The sequence below is a fragment of the Paenibacillus sp. GCM10027627 genome (assembly GCF_042675505.1).
GTDB lineage: Bacteria > Bacillota > Bacilli > Paenibacillales > Paenibacillaceae > Pristimantibacillus.
In genome coordinates this window covers 83,771-101,647 of sequence record NZ_JBHTHB010000003.1, presented here as the reverse complement: position 1 = coordinate 101,647, position 17,877 = coordinate 83,771, and the positions used below count along the sequence as shown (strand labels likewise).

Below are 17,877 nucleotides of genomic sequence, written 5' to 3'. Positions count from 1 at the left end.
TGAAATTATTGAAAGCTAGGATATACTCCGTACATTGCGATAATGTAGCTTACTGCTAGCGATGGCATCATGTTGTCATGCGGCAGGTTTCCCCCTGCTGGCTGAATAGAGGTCGGATTCATCTGTCCATTTTCCGGTGATGAAGTGTACTGGCTTAAGCTGGAATTGGACCAATAATTGTTTTCAGGCGTCGAGGCATTGCCAGTATAGCGGTTAAACTTAGCTAAATGTGTATGGCTAGGCAATTGCTCCTTAGTGATCGTTACCGATTCCGTTCCGCCAAAGCTGCCAAGCGGAATGGAGCCGATGCCGAGAGGAATACGTCCCCGCATGTCTGGGACCGCAAATGTAGTTTGACCGTCCCCGCCATAGGTGGTGCCAATCAAAGAAAACAACGCTTCAAATTCACTAATCGATTTTAAGCTTCCATCGCAAAACGCCCATCCTACCGGCGGGTAACTTCCGCCAAACATTCGAATTTCTCCAATATACTGCTCTGCCAATTGATTTGCCCCTCTCATACTCATAATGAAATACTACTGGTTTTCGGGATCCCAACGCATCGAATATTGAAAGTCGTTGGAACCGGTTATGTAAAAACCCATCCGCTCATATAGACGCAGGGCTGGGTTTGACCGGTCGACGCTCAGCAGAACGGACACGCAGTGCCGCGCGGCAGTATCCTGCATGTGCTTGATAACGAAGGCGCCAATTCCCCCATTTCGGTGTTCGGGAAAGATGGCCAGATCGACAATAGATAAACGTTCTGTTGTTAATTCCGTGATACAGCCTCCCGCCGGAATGGCTTCAGAAGAGTAGATGACATTGGAAGCGCTTTCCGGATATTGAAGAGCATAGGAATGGCTTCGCGCTTTCCATTGCATTTGCAGGAGCATATCGAGTTGCTCCGGCTCTAAAGTCAAACCGATCATCGATTCCCTTTTGACAGTGGCAAAAAGGGAATAAAGAAACGGCTCGTCATGTGCGCTGGCAGACTGAAGACGAGGATAACCGATCATTATAATCTCCTTTTTATGAAAAACCTTGTTCTAGTAAAAATCGACTATCTTCTTCCTATCATATATTGATATTATTTGTCAACTTTTGTTTAAATTTGTTCTTGTTGACGCGTTTCTCCAGTTCAGATAATCTGGTATTAGATGTAATTTATGGTACAGGGGATCTAATAGATTAGGAGGGACAATTAATGAAGAGGTTAAGCGCAATATTAGCGATTGCCGTATTATTATCGGTAATTGCGCCTGCATGGGGTGAGCCTGTTGCAGAGGCGGCTGATATAGTCGTCACTGAATATGCGGATGCGGATTTAATCGAGTTTTTTACACCCGGTAATCCGCATAGCGTAAATGGGACTTATGACAACAATTATGATAATTATTCAGGATTGCTGGCCGGTACCTATCATATGGAAGGCGATGATGTTCGAGCCAGAACGGCGTTGTTTTTTGACGTTGCTCCAAACGAAGGGATATTGATTTCCGCAGAGCTGGAGCTAACTTACGCTCATATAGGAGATTACACGGCTGGGAATCCGCTGTTTCTCGATATTTACGGTTCGGTAGCCAATAGTATGGGGAACGTGGACGGGGCTGCGTTTCCTGCCGGAGCGTCAGGCGGCAAAAACCATGTATTCGCTTCTTTGCCGGGGAATAACAGTAAAATAAACATAGATGTTACAAACATCTATAAGACTTACACCAGCAATTCCGATAAGCAAATTGCTTTTGTCGTCCAAGGTGCTGAAACGAGTCCGGCAAGCGGTTACTTTACTTTTTATTCAAATGAATATGCCACTGCCGACTATAGGCCGAAATTGAAGTTGACCTACCGGCCGAATAATCCGCCGACAATCGGGTCGTTTACGATTAATAACGGCAATGTGTTTACAAATAATACTTCTCTGAGCCTTCAAATCAATGCGACTGATTCCGACGCGGGAGACTCCGTTGTTGAAATGCGGTTTACGCAAGATTTAGGGAATTGGCCTTCCACTTGGTCGCCGTACGCTTCGACAGCGACACAGTCGGTATCGGGAGAAGGTTCCAAGACGGTTTATGTTCAAGTAAAAGACTCTTATGGCGCAATTTCTACTTACGCTTCCGATGCGATAACGGTTGATCAAACATCTCCAACCGGAAGTATAACTATTAATTCTGGAGCAGCCTGGGCTAACCAAATTCAGGTCAGTATATCTGCGTTAAGCAATGACGCGGTTTCGGGGGTAGATTCCGTTCAGTTCTCAAATGTGAACGGCACTTGGCCTGGAAGTTGGAACCCAATCGGCGCAGGTCCGTGGGTGTGGAGCCTTGCTGCAGGAGACGGAACGAAGACGGTTTATGCCCGATTTAAAGATAAAGCCGGCAATATTAGCACTGCTTATTCGGATTCCATCTCGCTCGATACGATAAAGCCGACCGTTAGTGGCGTTATCCATGGCGCAAGCTACAATACTGCGGTATCCCCCGCATTTACAGATGGTACGGCAACGCTGAATGGGGCTGCTTTTGTAAGCGGGGCGACTGTTACGGTCGATGGTTCTTATATTTTGGTGGTAACAGATGCGGCGGGTAATTCGACTACAGTGAATTTTACCATCGACACACAAGCGCCCATTGTGACTGGGGTGACGAACGGAGGACTGTATAACACAACCAAATCGGCTGTGTTTACAGAAGGGACAGCAACGCTGAACGGAAGCGCGTATACAAGCGGCACTTCTATCGCTTCGGAAGGTTCATATACGCTTGTTGTGACGGATGTTGCAGGCAATGTGACGACCGTTGCTTTTGAAATTGACAAAACGGCACCGATTATTTCGAATGTAACGAACGGAACGCATTATAAAACTTCGGTGACGCCTACGTATATGGGCGGTACAGGGACACTGAACGGGGCGGCTTACGCCAGCGGATCGGCTGTAACAGCCGACGGTTCTTATGTATTGGTTGTAACAGATGCGGCGGGGAACACGGCGACAGTGAGCTTTGTGATCGATACCCAGGCTCCAACTGTGACTGGGGTAGCCAATGGCGGGCTTTACAACACAACCCAAACGGCTGTGTTTACCGAAGGAACAGCAACGTTGAACGGGAGCGCGTACACAAGCGGCACTTCTATTGCTGCGGAAGGCTCTTATACGCTTGTAGTAACGGATGCGGCAGGCAATGTGACGACCATTGCTTTTGAGATTGACAAGACAGCTCCTATCATTTCGAATGTAACGAACGGAACGCATTATAAAACTTCGGTGACTCCTGCGTATACAGGCGGTACAGGGACACTGAACGGGGCGGCTTACGTCAGCGGAACGCCTGTTACCGCCGACGGCTCTTATGCATTGGTTGTAACAGATGCGGTGGGCAACACGGCGACGGTGAGCTTTGTGATCGATACCCAGGCTCCAGTCGTAACTGGCGTAGCCAATGGAGGGCTTTACAACACAACCCAAACGGCTGTGTTTACTGAAGGAACGGCAACTCTGAACGGCAGCGGCTACACAAGCGGTGGCTCCATAGCTTCGGAGGGAGCCTATACACTAATCGTGACGGACCTTGCGGGGAATGCAACGACCGTGTTGTTTACAATCGACAAAACGGCTCCAATCGTTTCGAATGTTACAAGCGGAGCTCATTACAAAGGGACGGTAACGCCGACATTTTCTGACGGTACAGCAACGTTGAACGGAAACACGTTTACGAGCGGCACCGAAATTTCAGAGGAACGGGCACATGTATTGGTTGTAACGGATGCGGCAGGAAATACGACTACCGTAAACTTTACTATCGATAACACTAAACCCGTCGTAACGGGCGTAACGAACGGCGGACTGTATAACGCAACCCAAGCGGCTGTGTTTACCGAAGGGACGGCAACTTTGAACGGTAGCGCATATGCAAGCGGCGCTTCTATAGCTTCAGAGGGCGCTTATACGCTAGTCGTGACTGACTCTGCGGGGAATGCAACGACCGTTCTGTTTACCATCGACAAAACGGCTCCGATCGTCTCGAATGTTACCGGGGGTACACATTATAATGTTTCCGTGGCGCCGACGTTTTTAGATGGAACGGGTACTCTTAATGGCGCTCCCTATACAAGCGGCACTGCTATAACAGCGGATAATACTTATGTTTTAATCGTTACAGATGCGGCGGGAAATGAAACAACGGTCGAATTTGTTATCGATACGCTGCCTCCTGTTGTGACAGGAGTAGCGGATAACGGGCTATATAACGTAACGAAAGCGGCAGTCTTTTCAAATGCGACGGCGATTCTGAATGGCAGTTCCTATACAAGCGGCGCCGACATTGTTTCGGAAGGCTCCTATACGCTCGTTGTAACGGATCTGGCAGGCAATGTAACTACTATTGGTTTCGCCATCGACAAGACGGCCCCATCCGTTTTGAATGTAACGGAGGGAACACATTATAAGGTTGCCGTTTCCCCGACGTTTTCGGAAGGAACGGGTACGCTTAACGGGAGTGTATATGTTAGCGGAACGGCTGTAACCGCAGACGGCACTTATTTGCTGTCAGTGACAGACGCAGCGGGAAACACGACATCCGTCAACTTTGTCATCGATACGGAAGCTCCTATTGTAACTGGAGTAGCTGAAGGCGGAATTTACAATACAAACAAATCGGCCGTATTTACAGAAGGAACCGCCACATTAAACTCTAGTCCCTACACGAGCGGCACTTCAATTACGGCGGAAGGTACCCACCGGCTTGTCGTAAAGGATTTGGCGGGCAATGAGACAGCCGTCAATTTCAAAATCGACAAAACGGCCCCAACCGTATCGGGTGTTACGGACCGTGCTTACTATAAAATTTCCGTAACGCCAACATTTACGGATGGGGTAGGCAAACTTAACGGCTCGCCATACAATAGCGGTACTGAAATTACGGAAGAGCGAGCGCATCTTTTGATCGTAACGGACGAGGCAGGGAATGAAACGACGGTTCGATTTGTCATTGACCAAACGGCTCCTGCAGTTACAGGAGTAGAGGACGGAAAAGCTTATAATCGCTCGGTGACGCCAGTCTTTACGGAAGGAACGGCTGTATTAAACGGCCAATCCTTTGCAAGCGGCACCGAAATTACGATTGACGGCAGTTATACTCTTGTTATAACCGACCTAGCGGGCAATGTGACTACTTTGAATTTCTTGATCGATACGGAAGCTCCAACCGTTGCGGGGGTGGCGGACGGCATCGATTATAAGGATGCGGTTACGGTAACCTATTCGGGAGGCACAGCATTATTGAACGGCCAATCGTTTGCGAGCGGAACAACGATCAGCGCAGAAGCTTCATATATTCTCATTGTTAGCGATGTGGCTGGCAACGTGACGACTGTACGTTTTGTCATTGATAAAACGGCTCCCGTCATTTCAGGAGTAAGAGAAGGAGAAACGTACTATTCTACTGTTAGCGCCAGCTTCACGGAAGGAACGGCTACATTGAACGGCGCAGCTTATACAAGCGGCACCGGAATAAATCAATCCGGAGATTACGTTCTTCTTGTAAAGGATACAGCGGGCAACGAAACGGAAATTTCATTTAAATTGGTCATAACCCCCCCTTCTACAGGCGGCCCAATTCCAAAGCCTGAGGTTGAGGTGATAGTCGACGACCAAAAAGCAACACCGCCAGAGGCCAAAACGGAAATTCAAGACGGAGTAAAGACGACAACAATCCAATTGAATGAAAAACAACTGAATCAATTCGTTGGCGGCTCCAATGAAGATCATGTGCTGGAAATGAACGTATTGAACCAATCGGACCAGATTAAGGTCAATCTTGACGAAAAAGCGGTCGAGTTGATGTCAGAAAACGGATTTGAATTGAAAATTGAAAGCAAAAACGGCTCTTATCAACTGCCATTCAGTCCTGATTTATTGGAGCAATGGGCAGCTTCGGCAGGCTTGGAAGGTGATTTGGAAGGACTGACTCTCCAAATTGTCATTAAGCAGTTGGATAAAGAGGTTGCGAAGCCATATCAATTAGAGGAAAAAGGAATTTCGCTTGCGGCTCCTCCGGTCGAGTTTAATGTGAGTTTATTTTCGAAGGGATCGCAATCTACGGTTAAGCATTTGGGCACCTATGTGGAAAGATGGATTGTCATTCCGGCCGGAGTCGATCCTTCATCCATTTCAACGGGCGCTCGTTTTAACCCGGATCACACGCTAACGCCGGTTCCGACTAGAATTGTTCAAGCCGGAGGCAAGCAATTTGCCGTATTGAGCAGCATGACTAACAGCATATACGGTTTGGTCACATACAAAACAACGTTTACGGACATCCAAAACCATTGGGCGGCTGAGCAGATTCAAGACATGAGCGAGAAGCTGATCATTAACGGCGTGAATTCGGAACACTTCTCTCCGGATAGCGCCATTACGCGCGCCGAGTTTGCGGCTATCCTCGCTAGAGCGCTTGGACTTGGCAGCACTACGAAGTCAGCGACCTTTACAGATGTATCCAGCTCGGCATGGTACTATGAAGCGATTCAGTCCTGCTATTCCTATGGTTTGATTGAGGCGGGCACAAACGGTCTCTTTAGGCCGAATGCATCCATTACGCGTGAAGAATCGATGGTCATGCTCGCTCGCGCCATGAAATGGCTGGACATTAAAACCGAGCTGAGCGACAAGGAAGCGCAGGGACTGCTTGATTCATTCAAAGATAAAGAAAAGCTATCGCAGTGGGCGCTCCAAGCTGTCGCTCTAAATATTAAACATGGCATTGCCAAAGGATATAACGGGGAGCTTTTGCCAAAAGATAATATTACCAGAGCGGAAGCAACAGTTATAATTGAACGTTTGCTCCAATTTTCCAACAAAATATAGTAATCTAAAGAAGCTGCAATGTTTGCAGCTTCTTTCGTTCATTTTGACTAAAAGGGGGATAGGCATGTCATTTATTAAACGTCTAAGTTGGTTTTTTAAGCAGAGATGGCGCAGCTACGCCATTGCTATAACGCTGATGACTGTCGTCAGCCTGCTGTCCTCCATTCCGCCGAGGTTAATCGGAAGCACGGTAGACAAAGTCAGGACGGGAGAGCTATCAGGCCAGACTTTAAACGAAACGGTTTTGCTGCTGGTCGGATTGACTCTTCTGATGTACGTCATGGTTTATTTTTGGATCACCACCTTATACGGCAACTCTGTACTGATTGAAAAGGTGCTGAGAGGCAAGCTGCTAGCGCAGTTGACACGAATGAAGCCTTCCTTTTTCCAGCGCAATTCTACAGGGGGATTAATGGCGCTTGCCACAAACGATGTGCTCGCGATTGGGAACACGGCGGGTTACGGAGTGATGACACTTGTTCATACGGTAGTTGGCGCTACGGTCGTGACCACGATGATGATTGTGTTCGTCAGCTATAAGCTGATGCTTGCGGCTTTGCTGCCCCTGCCTCTGCTCGCATTTGTGCTTGGCAAGCTTGGCGGCAAAATCCGTGTTCGATTTATGGACGCTCAAGCTTCGTTCGGACGGATGAACGATCATGCGCTGGAATCCATTTCGGGCATCCGCGTTATTCGTTCCTACGTTCAGGAAAAAAACGATCTGGATGCATTCGACAAAGTGACTACCGACGTCATGGACAAAAACAGGCGCGTATCGCTGCTTAACGCGATGTTCCATCCGCTTATTTCCGTCATTGTCGGAATTAGTTATGCGATAAGCATCGGCTACGGCTCCTATTTAGTGTTCGAAGGGGAAATTGGAATCGGGCAGTTGATCACTTTTAACATCTATTTGGGAATGCTCATTTGGCCAATGATTTCGTTCGGCGAGTTTATTAATGTATTGCAGAGAGGAACGGCTTCCGCTGAGCGGCTGGATGAAGCTTTCGCCCAGAAGCCGGACGTTGTGGAGGCGGAGCGGCCTGCATCGGTCGAACTGCCAACCAGCATCGAATTTAAAAGTCTTGGTTTTACCTATCCAGGTGCGGCCGGGCCCAGCCTAAGCGGGCTTTCACTTCGGCTGGAGCGCGGTGGGACGCTTGGCATTGTCGGCAAGACGGGCAGCGGCAAAAGCACATTGCTTAAGCAGCTATTGAGACAATATCCCGTAGACCCCGGAACGCTATTTATTTCCGATGTTCCAATCGAATCGCTGCCGCTTGAGCAGTTGAAATCGTGGATGGGGTACGTTCCGCAAGAGCATTTGCTGTTGTCCAAATCGATTCGCGACAACATTGCGCTCGGGAAGCCGGACGCAACAGAAGAAGAGATTGTACGGGCCGTCCAGATGGCGTCGTTCACTTCCGATATTGAGGGCATGCCGCAAGGGCTGGGTACTATCGTCGGAGAAAATGGCGTCATGCTGTCCGGCGGTCAAAAACAGAGGCTCGCGATAGCGAGAGCGCTGCTGATCGATTCCGAGCTGCTTCTGCTCGATGACTCGCTTTCGGCCGTTGACGCCCGTACGGAAAGCCGAATTCTCCATCATATGAGGCTAGAGCGGGCGGGCAAAACGACGCTCATCAGCACGCACCGGTTGTCGGCGGTGAGCCATGCCGACTGGATTATTGTGTTGAATGAGGGCCGCATTATAGAAGAAGGAACCCATGAGCAGTTGCTTCTGTTTGGCGGCTGGTATAGGGAACAGTGGGAACGCCAGCAAATGGAAGCTAGCTTAGAAGAATGAGGAGGGCTTGTCTTTATGTCAGAGAATAAAAAGAAATCGACGGCAGGCCGCCTTGTAAGCTATGCCTTAGCCTACAAATACCGAATAGCAGCGGCTATATTGATCCTTTGCAGCGCGGTCGGCGCCGAGCTTGCCGGTCCGCTAATCGTAAAAACGATCATCGACGATCATTTAACCGGGCTCAAAGGAAGCTTAAGCGACGTTTACGGCTTGCTCGCTTTATATGTTGGACTGCTCCTGGTAGCGGGGCTGTTTCATTTTTTACAATCGTACATTCTGCAATCAACAGCGCTAAAAATTATTAAAAACATGCGTATGGATTTGATGAAGCATATTCATCGCATTCCGCTTCGTTATTTCGACAATACTCCGATTGGGCAAACGGTTTCGCGGATTGCCAATGACACGGAAGCCATTAGAGATTTATTTATGAGCTTTATGGCGACGTTTGTGGTCAGCTTTGTGCAGCTGTTTGGCATCTTCACGGCTCTTTTTATTTTGGATGTGAAGCTGGCTTTGTACTGTTTACTTCTGCCCCCGCTTTTTGCCGTGATCATGGTGGTTCATTTGAAGTTTTCTAAAAAGTACATCACCGTCATGCGAGCCCGATTAAGCGACATGAACGCCATGATTAACGAATCGATTGGGGTGATGCCGATCATTCAGGCTTTCAGACGGGAACGCCGGACGATAGACGAATTTGAAGTTTTAAATGAAGACCGCTACCAAAATCAGCTTAAGCAATTTAGAGTGTTTTCGCTCTCCTCCCGAAACATTGTAGGTACGATCGGCAGCCTCGTTACGGCGCTCGTGCTCTGGAAATTTGGCGGAGACGCCTTGACCGGCGGCATTCTGTTTGGCGTGTTTTATGCGTTTATCGATTATTTGGGCCGGATTTTCAATCCGATCATCGGCATTTTCGACCAGCTGACGAATGCGCAAAGAGCCTTTGTAGCGGCGGAAAAAGTGTTTGCGATATTGGACATGGACGGACAAGAAACGGCGGATTCGAAGGATGCCAAGCGTCCGCAAGGCGAAGTCCGCTTTCAAGATGTTACGTTCGCTTACAATCAAGGAGAGAATGTGCTCAAAAATATCTCTTTCGAAGTGAAAAAGGGAGAAACGATCGCATTAGTCGGCCATACGGGCTCAGGCAAAAGTTCGATCATGAACTTGCTGCTCGGTTTTTATGAGCCCGATAAAGGAGTAGTGTCGATCGACGGCCGCGATATTTCGACGATGTCCAAGCAAGAGGTGCGGCAGCATATGGGCATAGTGCTTCAGGACCCGTATTTGTTCGCCGGAGACATATCGTTTAACGTAAGTCTTTATAATAAAGACATTACTCCTGAACGGGTGAAGGCGGCGCTCAACGCCGTGGGCGCATCCAGCTTTGTAGAAGCTCTGCCGGGCGGGTACAACGAGCCGGTTGTGGAGAAAGGGAGTACGCTGTCAGCCGGGCAACGCCAACTCATTTCATTTGCGCGGGCGCTTGCTTTCGATCCCGCCATTCTCATTTTGGACGAGGCAACCGCAAGCATCGACAGCGAAACGGAAGGGCTGATCCAGCAAGCTTTGCGGGTCGTAAGCGAAGGAAGAACGACGCTTGTCATTGCGCACCGGCTATCGACGATTCGTGAGGCGGATCAAATTTTGGTTCTGCACCGCGGGGAAATCGTAGAGCGAGGAAACCACGATACGTTGATGGCGCAAGAGGGGCGTTATTACAAAATGTATCAGCTTCAAAAGGGAATAAGCGCGACGCTGCACACTTAATCTTCATAATCCATCCGCAAAAAAAATGGGACGCCTTTGTGCGTCCCATGCCTTTTGTTGTGTATAATAGAAGGGATAAGCAACAAGAATCGACGAAAGGAGATGCCGATATGAGTCAGGAAATCAATGAACAAGAGTTGGTCGCATACATAGCGGAACGTTCGGAACTAAGCGCCCAACATATTTCGGTTGTTCTTAAGCATGAGCAGTCTTTTATCCAAAATGCCGGGGAAGACGCAAAGGGAGAAGTCGATATCGACAGCGACGACTTGGTGGATTACATTTTGGGGAAACGGGATGTCGATCTTAACGAGCTTCAGGTAGAAGAAATATTGGAGCTGGAAATGGACTATTTGATGGAGCGGGGCTTGGCAGGGTATGTAGATTAATTTCTTAAAATAGGAGATGGAGGTGCGCCGCGTTTGGCGAAAATAAAAGAGCATAAGAAGCTTCCAATCATGGAAGTATTAAAAAGGTTTATTTTTATTACGATAGGTTCTATTATGATGGGGGTTGCACTGGAAAAGTTTTTGGTGCCGTTTGAAATTATCGACGGCGGGATCGCGGGCATATCCATTATGCTGTCGACTCTTACTCCGATTCCCCTCAGCGTTTATTTGTTTATCGCGAACTTGCCGTTTCTAATTTTGGGTTATAAGCAGCTTGGCAAAACGTTTGCGATTTCTACGCTATACGGCATTATTGTCATGTCGCTTACAACGGCGGCTCTTCATCATTCCGGACCGTTCCCTGAGGACAAGCTGCTGGCCGTATTGTTCGGTGGCATTATATTGGGCGCGGGCGTAGGCCTTGTCATTCGGTATGGCGGCTCGCTTGACGGGATCGAAATCGTCTCGATTCTAGTATCGAAAAAGCTTCGTATGGCCGTTGGCCAAGTCATCATGCTCTTTAATGTGATCATCTTTATTATAGCCGGCTTTGTGTTTGAATGGACGTCGGCCATGTATTCCATGCTCACCTATTACATAGCGATCAAAATGATCGATATCGTCGTCGAAGGTTTGGACGAGTCGAAATCGGTCACGATTATTTCTAAGGAACACGATGAAATTTCCCAAGCTATTATGGACAGGCTCGGTCGCGGCACGACTTTGCTTCAGGCGCGCGGCGGCTATTCCGGGGATGAGACTCAAGTTATTTATTGCGTCGTATCCCGTCTAGAGCTGGCGAAGCTGAAAGGCATCGTCCAGTCGATCGATGAAAATGCCTTTATTGCGATCGAGCATGTAACGGACGTAATGGGCGGCAATTTTAGCAAAAATAGCATTCATTAGTTTGCGGCAGATTTGGTTGCAAATAGCAAAAATCCGAAGCGACGGCGTAGTGCCGGGCTTCGGATTTTTTTAAAAGCTGATCCTTTAAGCCGATGAAGATTTCGCTTCCGTAGAAACAGCAACAGAAATTCCTTTGTCCTTTACGCCCAGCAGGAAAAGGAGAGCGATGACCATGCTGCCTGCGGCAGTATAGAATAGGACGGAGTAATCAAATGCGTCGATGAGGGCGCCTATAATAGGCGGAGAGGCGACAGCAGCGAGAGAAGCGGCAATGTAATAGATGCCTGTCCGGGTGCCGATGCTGCTTTCTTTCCCCAAAGCTATAACGAATGGGTAAGAGTTAATGTTGATAAAAGCCCAAAATACGCCGCTGATTAGCAATAAAATGCGAAGCACGAGCATCGATTCGACGAACGTGATCATGCTGAACGATATAATCATGCCGATGACCCCGGTTAAGATCACTCTTTTTTTCCCGAAACGGTTGCCCAGCATGCCGCTTGGAATAGCGGTAGCGACAAAGGCGAGCGAGAAAAAGGCGAGCGAGAAGGTCGCTTGTCCTTCCGTAAGTCCAAGATGATTTTTCCCGTAGAGCGAAAAAAGCGTTTCCACTCCTTGATAGGCAAAAAACCAGAAGAAAATAGCTGTGATTAAAAATAGGGTAGGTTTTGTCCATTCGGCTTTGTAAGAGGTTAGCGGAGCCGATTTCTCAGGCTGGAAGGAGACGGAATCTCTTCTCTCCCGGATGAACCAAACGATAGCGGACAAACAGATGAGAGTAAGCAGAGCCGCAGACAGGAATGGAAGCGATATGTGGCGCTCGTACAGAAGCGAACCTCCGGCAAAAGCAAAGATGGCTCCTACTCCGCCCATAAAGTTAATGATTCCGCTTGCTTGCGTACGTTTATGGCTTTGCGTAATGTCCGGCATTAGCGCGATGACCGGGGAACGGTAAAGGCTCATGGACAAGTTCATCAGTACCATAAACACAAGCAGCATAAACAGGCCGTTATGCCACGGAATAAGCGCTCCGAATAGAGCGGCGAGCGGCATGCCGATCAGTAGAAACGGCATTCTTTTGCCGAGGCGGGTATCGGTCTTGTCGCTCATTCTTCCGATGAGTGGCTGCAAAAAAATCGCGAAGTAATTGTCAATCGTCATAATAAACCCGATCAGCTTAAGGCTGGTCAAATATTTATCGAGAAAAAACGGTACAAATGCGTTATAAAGCGACCATACGAAGCTGATACTGAACAAGCCTAAGCCAAGCAGCCAAACTTTTTTCATTGCGCAGCGGCTCCTTTTCGTTTCAATAGGGAAACAAGACGGTCCGGGTAGTCTGTAATAATGCCGGCCACTCCGCAGTCCAGCAGCTTTTCCAACTCGGCTTCTTCATTAGCGGTAAACGGATGGTAAACGATCCCGCATGCGGCGGCTTCGGCCACCCATTCCGGCAAGACGGCGTATTTGTAGGCATGAAGCGCATCAGCATTAAGGGAAGCTGCATATTCCCAAGGCTTGTACAGCCCTTCCATATACAAAATGCCCGTTTTAATCTCGGGAGCCAATTCCTTGCAAAGCGCAAGCGAATAATGATTGAAGCTGGACAGGATGACTTTGTTTTCCATACCATAGGTTCTGACGGTACGGATAACTTCTTCTTCTATACCCGGGTAGGGTACAACTCCATTTTTTAGCTCTAGATTTAAAATCGTCCCTTTATTTTGCGTTAGTTCCAGCAATTGCTCTAAAGCAGGAATTCTCTCATTAGAGAAGTCCGGATGATACCAGCTCCCCGCATCTAGCGATGCAAGCTCCTCGTAGCTAACATCTTTGACGAGCTTATTCAGACCGGTTGTCCGTTTCAGCGATTCGTCGTGAATAAGCACAAGATGTCCGTCCGCTGTTCGTTGAACGTCGGTTTCAATGCCGTCAGCCCCCAGCTGAAGCCCTTTGGCAAAGGCGGATATCGTATTTTCCGGGCAATAGCCGCTGGCTCCCCGGTGGGCGAAACAAATCGGTTTGTTCAGTGGAATTCATCCTCTCTTGTCCCAGTGAAAAAAAATGACCACATCATTTGGATCGTAGCATACTACGAATGGCAATCATAGTACTAAATTCATAAACCTATCCAGAAAAAAGTTTACAGCTGCCCCTTTACATACCCACCTAGGGTATGATAGGATAAAGGTGTAGAAAGAAATACCCCATGGAGGTATATAAAATGGAAGCAAAACAAGATGATTCATGCGGAATGTCCGGGGACGGCTGCCACACCGGGCATGACCAAAGGATGAGCCATCATTCGGATAAAATGAAGCAGGGCCTCACGTCCCGCTTGAACCGGATCGAAGGGCAAATCAGAGGCATTAAAGGCATGATCGAAAAGGACACCTATTGCGACGATGTAATCACTCAAATAGCTGCGGCTCAGTCCGCGCTTGGAAGCGTAGCGAAGCTGTTGCTCGAAGGTCACTTGAAAAGCTGCGTGATCGAGCGGGTTCAAGCCGGTGAAGACGAGGTCATTGAAGAACTGCTAGTCACGATTAATAAACTAATGAAATAATGGAGGAGATTAAAAATGGCGAACACAGTATTGAATGTAGAAGGTATGACTTGCGGACATTGCAAAAGCTCGATTGAGAAGGCATTGACGGGCGTTGGAGCAAACGGCAAAGTGGATTTGGCGAGCAAACAAGTGGCGGTTGAATATGACGAGTCCAATGTTTCGCTTGACCAAATCAAAACGGCTATCGAAGATCAAGGCTACGACGTCGTTTAAATAAGGAACGGGAGCCTAAACGTGATGAAAATATCATTGATTAGCGGTCAAGGAAAGGGGAAGAAGCTGGCGTTTCTTCTCCTTTCTCTTGTTGTATTACTTACGGCATGCGGCGGGAAACAAAGCGCAGGCGAACACGAGGGGCATGGCTCCGGCTCAAATGCCGCAGCACCGGCAACGGCTTCGGCCGAAGGCGAGACGTCGCATAGCGAACATACCCCTGAGCAAAGTGCAGCGGCTGGAGGATCGGATTCCACAAATGCTCATAGCGGTCACGGCGATGCGGGCGATGCTGAAGGCACGAAAGTGGAATGGCATTATGAGCCGGCGGAACCTGCAGCGGGTGAAGAGGTATCTATCCATATGACTGTACAGGATGAAAAAGGAGCTCAAATCAAACAATTTGACGTCAATCACGAGAAAAAGATGCATTTGATCGTCGTCAAAGAAGATTTAAGCGTATTTCTGCATGAGCATCCGGAGCTGCAAGCGGACGGAACCTTTGTCCATAAGCTGAAGTTGCCAACGGGAGGCAGTTACAAGTTGTTTGCCGATTTTGTTCCGGCAGGCGGCTCGCAAATGAATGTCGTTTCTTCCTTGAAGGTGAAAGGGGAATCTGTGTTGGCTCCTATAACAGTGGATTCTTCACTACTGAAAGAGGCAAACGGAATGGAAGTGTCGCTTGCTTTGTCATCCGATAAGGCTGGGAAGCCATCCGAGCTTGCTTTTACCTTTAAAGAGGCCAAAACCGGGAAAGAAATTAACGATCTGGAGCAGTATCTGGGCGCAGTAGGACATGTCGTTATTATTAGTGAAGACAGTGAGCGCTTCTTGCATGTGCATCCGGTGGACGAAAAGGCCAGCGGTCCGATAGCCAAATTTGCAACCGAGTTTCCGCAAGAGGGAGTTTACCGCATTTGGGGACAGTTCCAGCGGGACGGGGAGACGTTTATCGTACCTTTTACCGTAACTATTAAATAGGAAATAAAATTGGACAGGGCCGCCCTGCCGGCAACAAATATGTTTCCGGCCAGGCGGCCCTTAATATGCTTATATTTAACCGGACTGCTGAACAAGCAGCAGCTCGCAATTCCCACGCAAACTTCAAACAACATGTGCTCTAAGCTGTAAACTACATTGCATCCCAAAACAACGAAAGCCCTACCTCTCTCTCGTCCTTGCGGCTCCTTGGCCGCGCCAGTGTGAATCAGAACTACTTCATGGAACATGAGCCAGGAAAGTGTCAGTCAAGAAATTCAAAATTCAGAGGGTAAAATTGAATCTTACTGGGGGAATATAGGGGTTAAATATAACGTTCTTACTAATGTATCATAATTTTCGGACAAATGCAACAGATGAATGGCTTCCCTTCTTTTGGACAAAATAAACAAGGAAGGGAGAGATAAACAATGCCTGATTGGCTGCAAATTATTTTGAGAACACTTGCCGCTATTGTGATTCTGTTTATTATGACGAAAATACTTGGCAAACGGCAAATATCGGAGCTTTCGCTGTTCGAGTATATTACGGGAATCTCTATAGGCAACATCGCAGCTTACATTTCGCTCGATTTGGACAACCTGTGGTTTCTAGGCATCGTTTCGCTAATCGTATGGGTTAGCATCTCCGTAGGCATCGAGTTTTGGACAGTAAAAAGCAAAAAGGCAAGAGATTTTATCGATGGCAAAGGGACAGTACTGATTACAGACGGCAGGCTGAGTAAAGAAAAGCTTAAAAAAGAAAGGTTGACGCTCGACGAATTGCTGGAGCAGCTTCGGCAAAAGAGCGTATTCCGCGTCGCGGATGTAGAATTTGCGGTAATGGAATCAAGCGGCGAGCTGAATGTGCAGTTGAAAAAAGAGTATCAGCCTCTAACCGCAGATATGTTGGGGTGGAACGTAAGCAAAGAAACACCGCCGCATACCGTCATTATGGATGGGAATATTTTAAGGGATGAGCTAGACTCTTCAGGCAAAGACGAAAAGTGGCTATCTCATGAGTTGCAACGGTACAAGCTGCAATTAAAGGATGTTTTGCTTGCGCAAATCGATCGTGATGCAACCTTGACGATCCAAACGGCCAACGGCCGCGCATTTCCGGCGGATGCTCCAACGAAGCCGCGAGACCGTGTAGCGTCGCTTACCGATAAGCTGCGTGAGGAGCTTATGCAGCTTGAGCGGTTGACCATTAACGATGCGGACAGAAAAATATATCAATCCGCGCTGTTCCATTTGCAGCAAGGAATCGATTCCATGAGGCTTGGGCTGAATGAAGAAAAGCCAAATTAGAAACAAGGAGCGGTCCGTTTCGCTTAACGGACTGCTCCTTTGAGCGCATATATATAGGAAGAGATTTTTTTAGCGCCGGTTTTGGCGATGCATTTGCGACTCGGAGGGGGTATATTGTCCTTGCTGGGTAATTGGCTCAGGCATAACGGTGCCGCCACCAAAATGATGCTTCACAACCGCATTAAAAGGATCGATCCATGGAGTGAGCGAGCGTCCTCCCCAAGCTTCCTTGGCAAACTCGTTAAAGTCATTCATAAGTTCCATGTTGGCGGAAATATGAACCTCTTGAACAGCAGGGAGATGTTCACGTACTAGCTTCGCAACCGTTTGTTTCAATTCATGCGACAAGTTGTTGTGGTCGTTGACGGAGAAATATGAATTGTAAGGATTGACAAGATTGCGACCATTCCCATTAAGACTGCCGTTATTCGCATTGTAACCCCCTCTGTTCGTGCCGCCATTGTTTTGCTCCTCTGTACCGCCTTTGCCTTTGGTGCCGACGGCCGTCCAATCGAGCATGAGGCCCACATATGCGTTTTTGTCCGTCAGCATAACGATGGCGGAAGCCACTCCGCCAAGGGAGCTCACTTTGTTCGAAAGGATGGAGCTGTATTCAAAAAAAGCATTGTCGTGCTGATGGGCATTGTTCGAAAGCGGTCCGTAAGCTTTTGCTCCCATCGCTTTTGGATCGCCAGGCTTCCGGCTTCCGTAATCGGAATCGCTTTGCTGGACAAGCTGCTCGTAGTTGCAAGCGGACAAGGAGCAAACAAGCGCAATGGTCAATAGGAGAAGGGCCATTCGTTTGATCATAAATAGCGGACCTCCAATCATAAAAAAGTGATGACGTTATTGTGGGCTGGGGGCAAAGAAATATACGTTTAGGGCAATATACATAAAAGACCATGGATTTGGTACACAATGAAAGGGAGAGAACGTCAGAAGAAGCCAAAAAACGGGTGGGCATAGGTGTCGAAACAGGGCTAAAATATGCATTTTTGACAGCTTTGAGAACAATTTGTGAACTCTCTGTGGAACATTGACAAATAGGGTTGCCAACTTTA

General features: G+C 48.1%; 14 protein-coding genes. 9 read left to right on the top strand and 5 right to left on the bottom strand.

Annotated features, from left to right (window positions below):
- Positions 1–5 precede the first annotated feature (5 nt).
- Both ACFQZE_RS12205 and ACFQZE_RS12200 read right to left on the bottom strand, forming a co-directional pair.
- A complete protein-coding gene (locus tag ACFQZE_RS12205) occupies positions 6–503 on the bottom strand; it encodes a phage tail protein (protein ID WP_379357216.1) in 498 nt (165 codons plus the stop codon).
- Between the two features lie 33 nt (positions 504–536).
- Positions 537–1,019 carry a GNAT family N-acetyltransferase gene (locus ACFQZE_RS12200; RefSeq protein WP_379357214.1) on the bottom strand — a complete coding sequence of 161 codons (483 nt, stop codon included), beginning with the start codon at positions 1,017–1,019 and terminating at the stop codon, positions 537–539.
- Positions 1,020–1,207: 188 nt separating this feature from the next.
- Between ACFQZE_RS12200 and ACFQZE_RS12195 the strand changes: the two genes are divergently transcribed.
- The 5 genes from ACFQZE_RS12195 (at position 1,208) to ACFQZE_RS12175 (ending at position 11,746) form a co-directional block, all read left to right on the top strand.
- Positions 1,208–6,868, top strand: a complete 5,661-nt coding sequence (locus tag ACFQZE_RS12195) for an S-layer homology domain-containing protein (protein WP_379357212.1) — start codon at positions 1,208–1,210, stop codon at positions 6,866–6,868.
- A 64-nt stretch (positions 6,869–6,932) separates the two neighbouring features.
- Positions 6,933–8,675: an ABC transporter ATP-binding protein gene (locus ACFQZE_RS12190; RefSeq protein WP_379357210.1), complete on the top strand. Its 1,743-nt coding sequence runs from the start codon at positions 6,933–6,935 to the stop codon at positions 8,673–8,675.
- 15 nt (positions 8,676–8,690) lie between these two features.
- Positions 8,691–10,451, top strand: a complete 1,761-nt coding sequence (locus ACFQZE_RS12185) for an ABC transporter ATP-binding protein (protein ID WP_379357207.1) — start codon at positions 8,691–8,693, stop codon at positions 10,449–10,451.
- A 110-nt stretch (positions 10,452–10,561) separates the two neighbouring features.
- Positions 10,562–10,840: a hypothetical protein gene (locus tag ACFQZE_RS12180; RefSeq protein ID WP_379357205.1), complete on the top strand. Its 279-nt coding sequence runs from the start codon at positions 10,562–10,564 to the stop codon at positions 10,838–10,840.
- Between the two features lie 69 nt (positions 10,841–10,909).
- A complete protein-coding gene (locus tag ACFQZE_RS12175) occupies positions 10,910–11,746 on the top strand; it encodes a YitT family protein (RefSeq protein ID WP_379358204.1) in 837 nt (278 codons plus the stop codon).
- A gap of 84 nt (positions 11,747–11,830) precedes the next feature.
- On the opposite strand, the gene ACFQZE_RS12170 is transcribed toward ACFQZE_RS12175, so the two are convergent.
- Together ACFQZE_RS12170 and ACFQZE_RS12165 are read right to left on the bottom strand one after the other, a co-directional pair.
- Complete coding sequence (locus tag ACFQZE_RS12170; protein WP_379357203.1) at positions 11,831–13,033, bottom strand: MFS transporter; 1,203 nt, start codon at positions 13,031–13,033, stop codon at positions 11,831–11,833.
- Entirely contained in the window at positions 13,030–13,776 is a 747-nt protein-coding gene (locus tag ACFQZE_RS12165; RefSeq protein ID WP_379358202.1) for a glycerophosphodiester phosphodiesterase, read from the bottom strand. The genes ACFQZE_RS12170 and ACFQZE_RS12165 overlap by 4 nt, the downstream gene beginning before the upstream one ends.
- 224 nt (positions 13,777–14,000) lie before the next feature.
- Here ACFQZE_RS12165 and ACFQZE_RS12160 point away from each other — a divergent pair, with 224 nt between their 5' ends.
- From ACFQZE_RS12160 to ACFQZE_RS12145, 4 genes are all read left to right on the top strand, one after another.
- Positions 14,001–14,312 carry a metal-sensitive transcriptional regulator gene (locus ACFQZE_RS12160; protein ID WP_379358200.1) on the top strand — a complete coding sequence of 104 codons (312 nt, stop codon included), beginning with the start codon at positions 14,001–14,003 and terminating at the stop codon, positions 14,310–14,312.
- 15 nt (positions 14,313–14,327) lie between these two features.
- Positions 14,328–14,528: a cation transporter gene (locus tag ACFQZE_RS12155; RefSeq protein WP_379357201.1), complete on the top strand. Its 201-nt coding sequence runs from the start codon at positions 14,328–14,330 to the stop codon at positions 14,526–14,528.
- 24 nt (positions 14,529–14,552) lie between these two features.
- Entirely contained in the window at positions 14,553–15,509 is a 957-nt protein-coding gene (locus ACFQZE_RS12150; RefSeq protein WP_379357199.1) for a hypothetical protein, read from the top strand.
- A 428-nt stretch (positions 15,510–15,937) separates the two neighbouring features.
- On the top strand, positions 15,938–16,816 hold the full coding sequence (locus tag ACFQZE_RS12145) for a DUF421 domain-containing protein (RefSeq protein WP_379357197.1): 879 nt from the start codon (positions 15,938–15,940) through the stop codon (positions 16,814–16,816).
- 69 nt (positions 16,817–16,885) lie between these two features.
- Here ACFQZE_RS12145 and ACFQZE_RS12140 read toward each other — a convergent pair whose 3' ends face one another.
- Positions 16,886–17,626, bottom strand: a complete 741-nt coding sequence (locus ACFQZE_RS12140) for a hypothetical protein (protein WP_379357195.1) — start codon at positions 17,624–17,626, stop codon at positions 16,886–16,888.
- Positions 17,627–17,877: the final 251 nt, after the last annotated feature.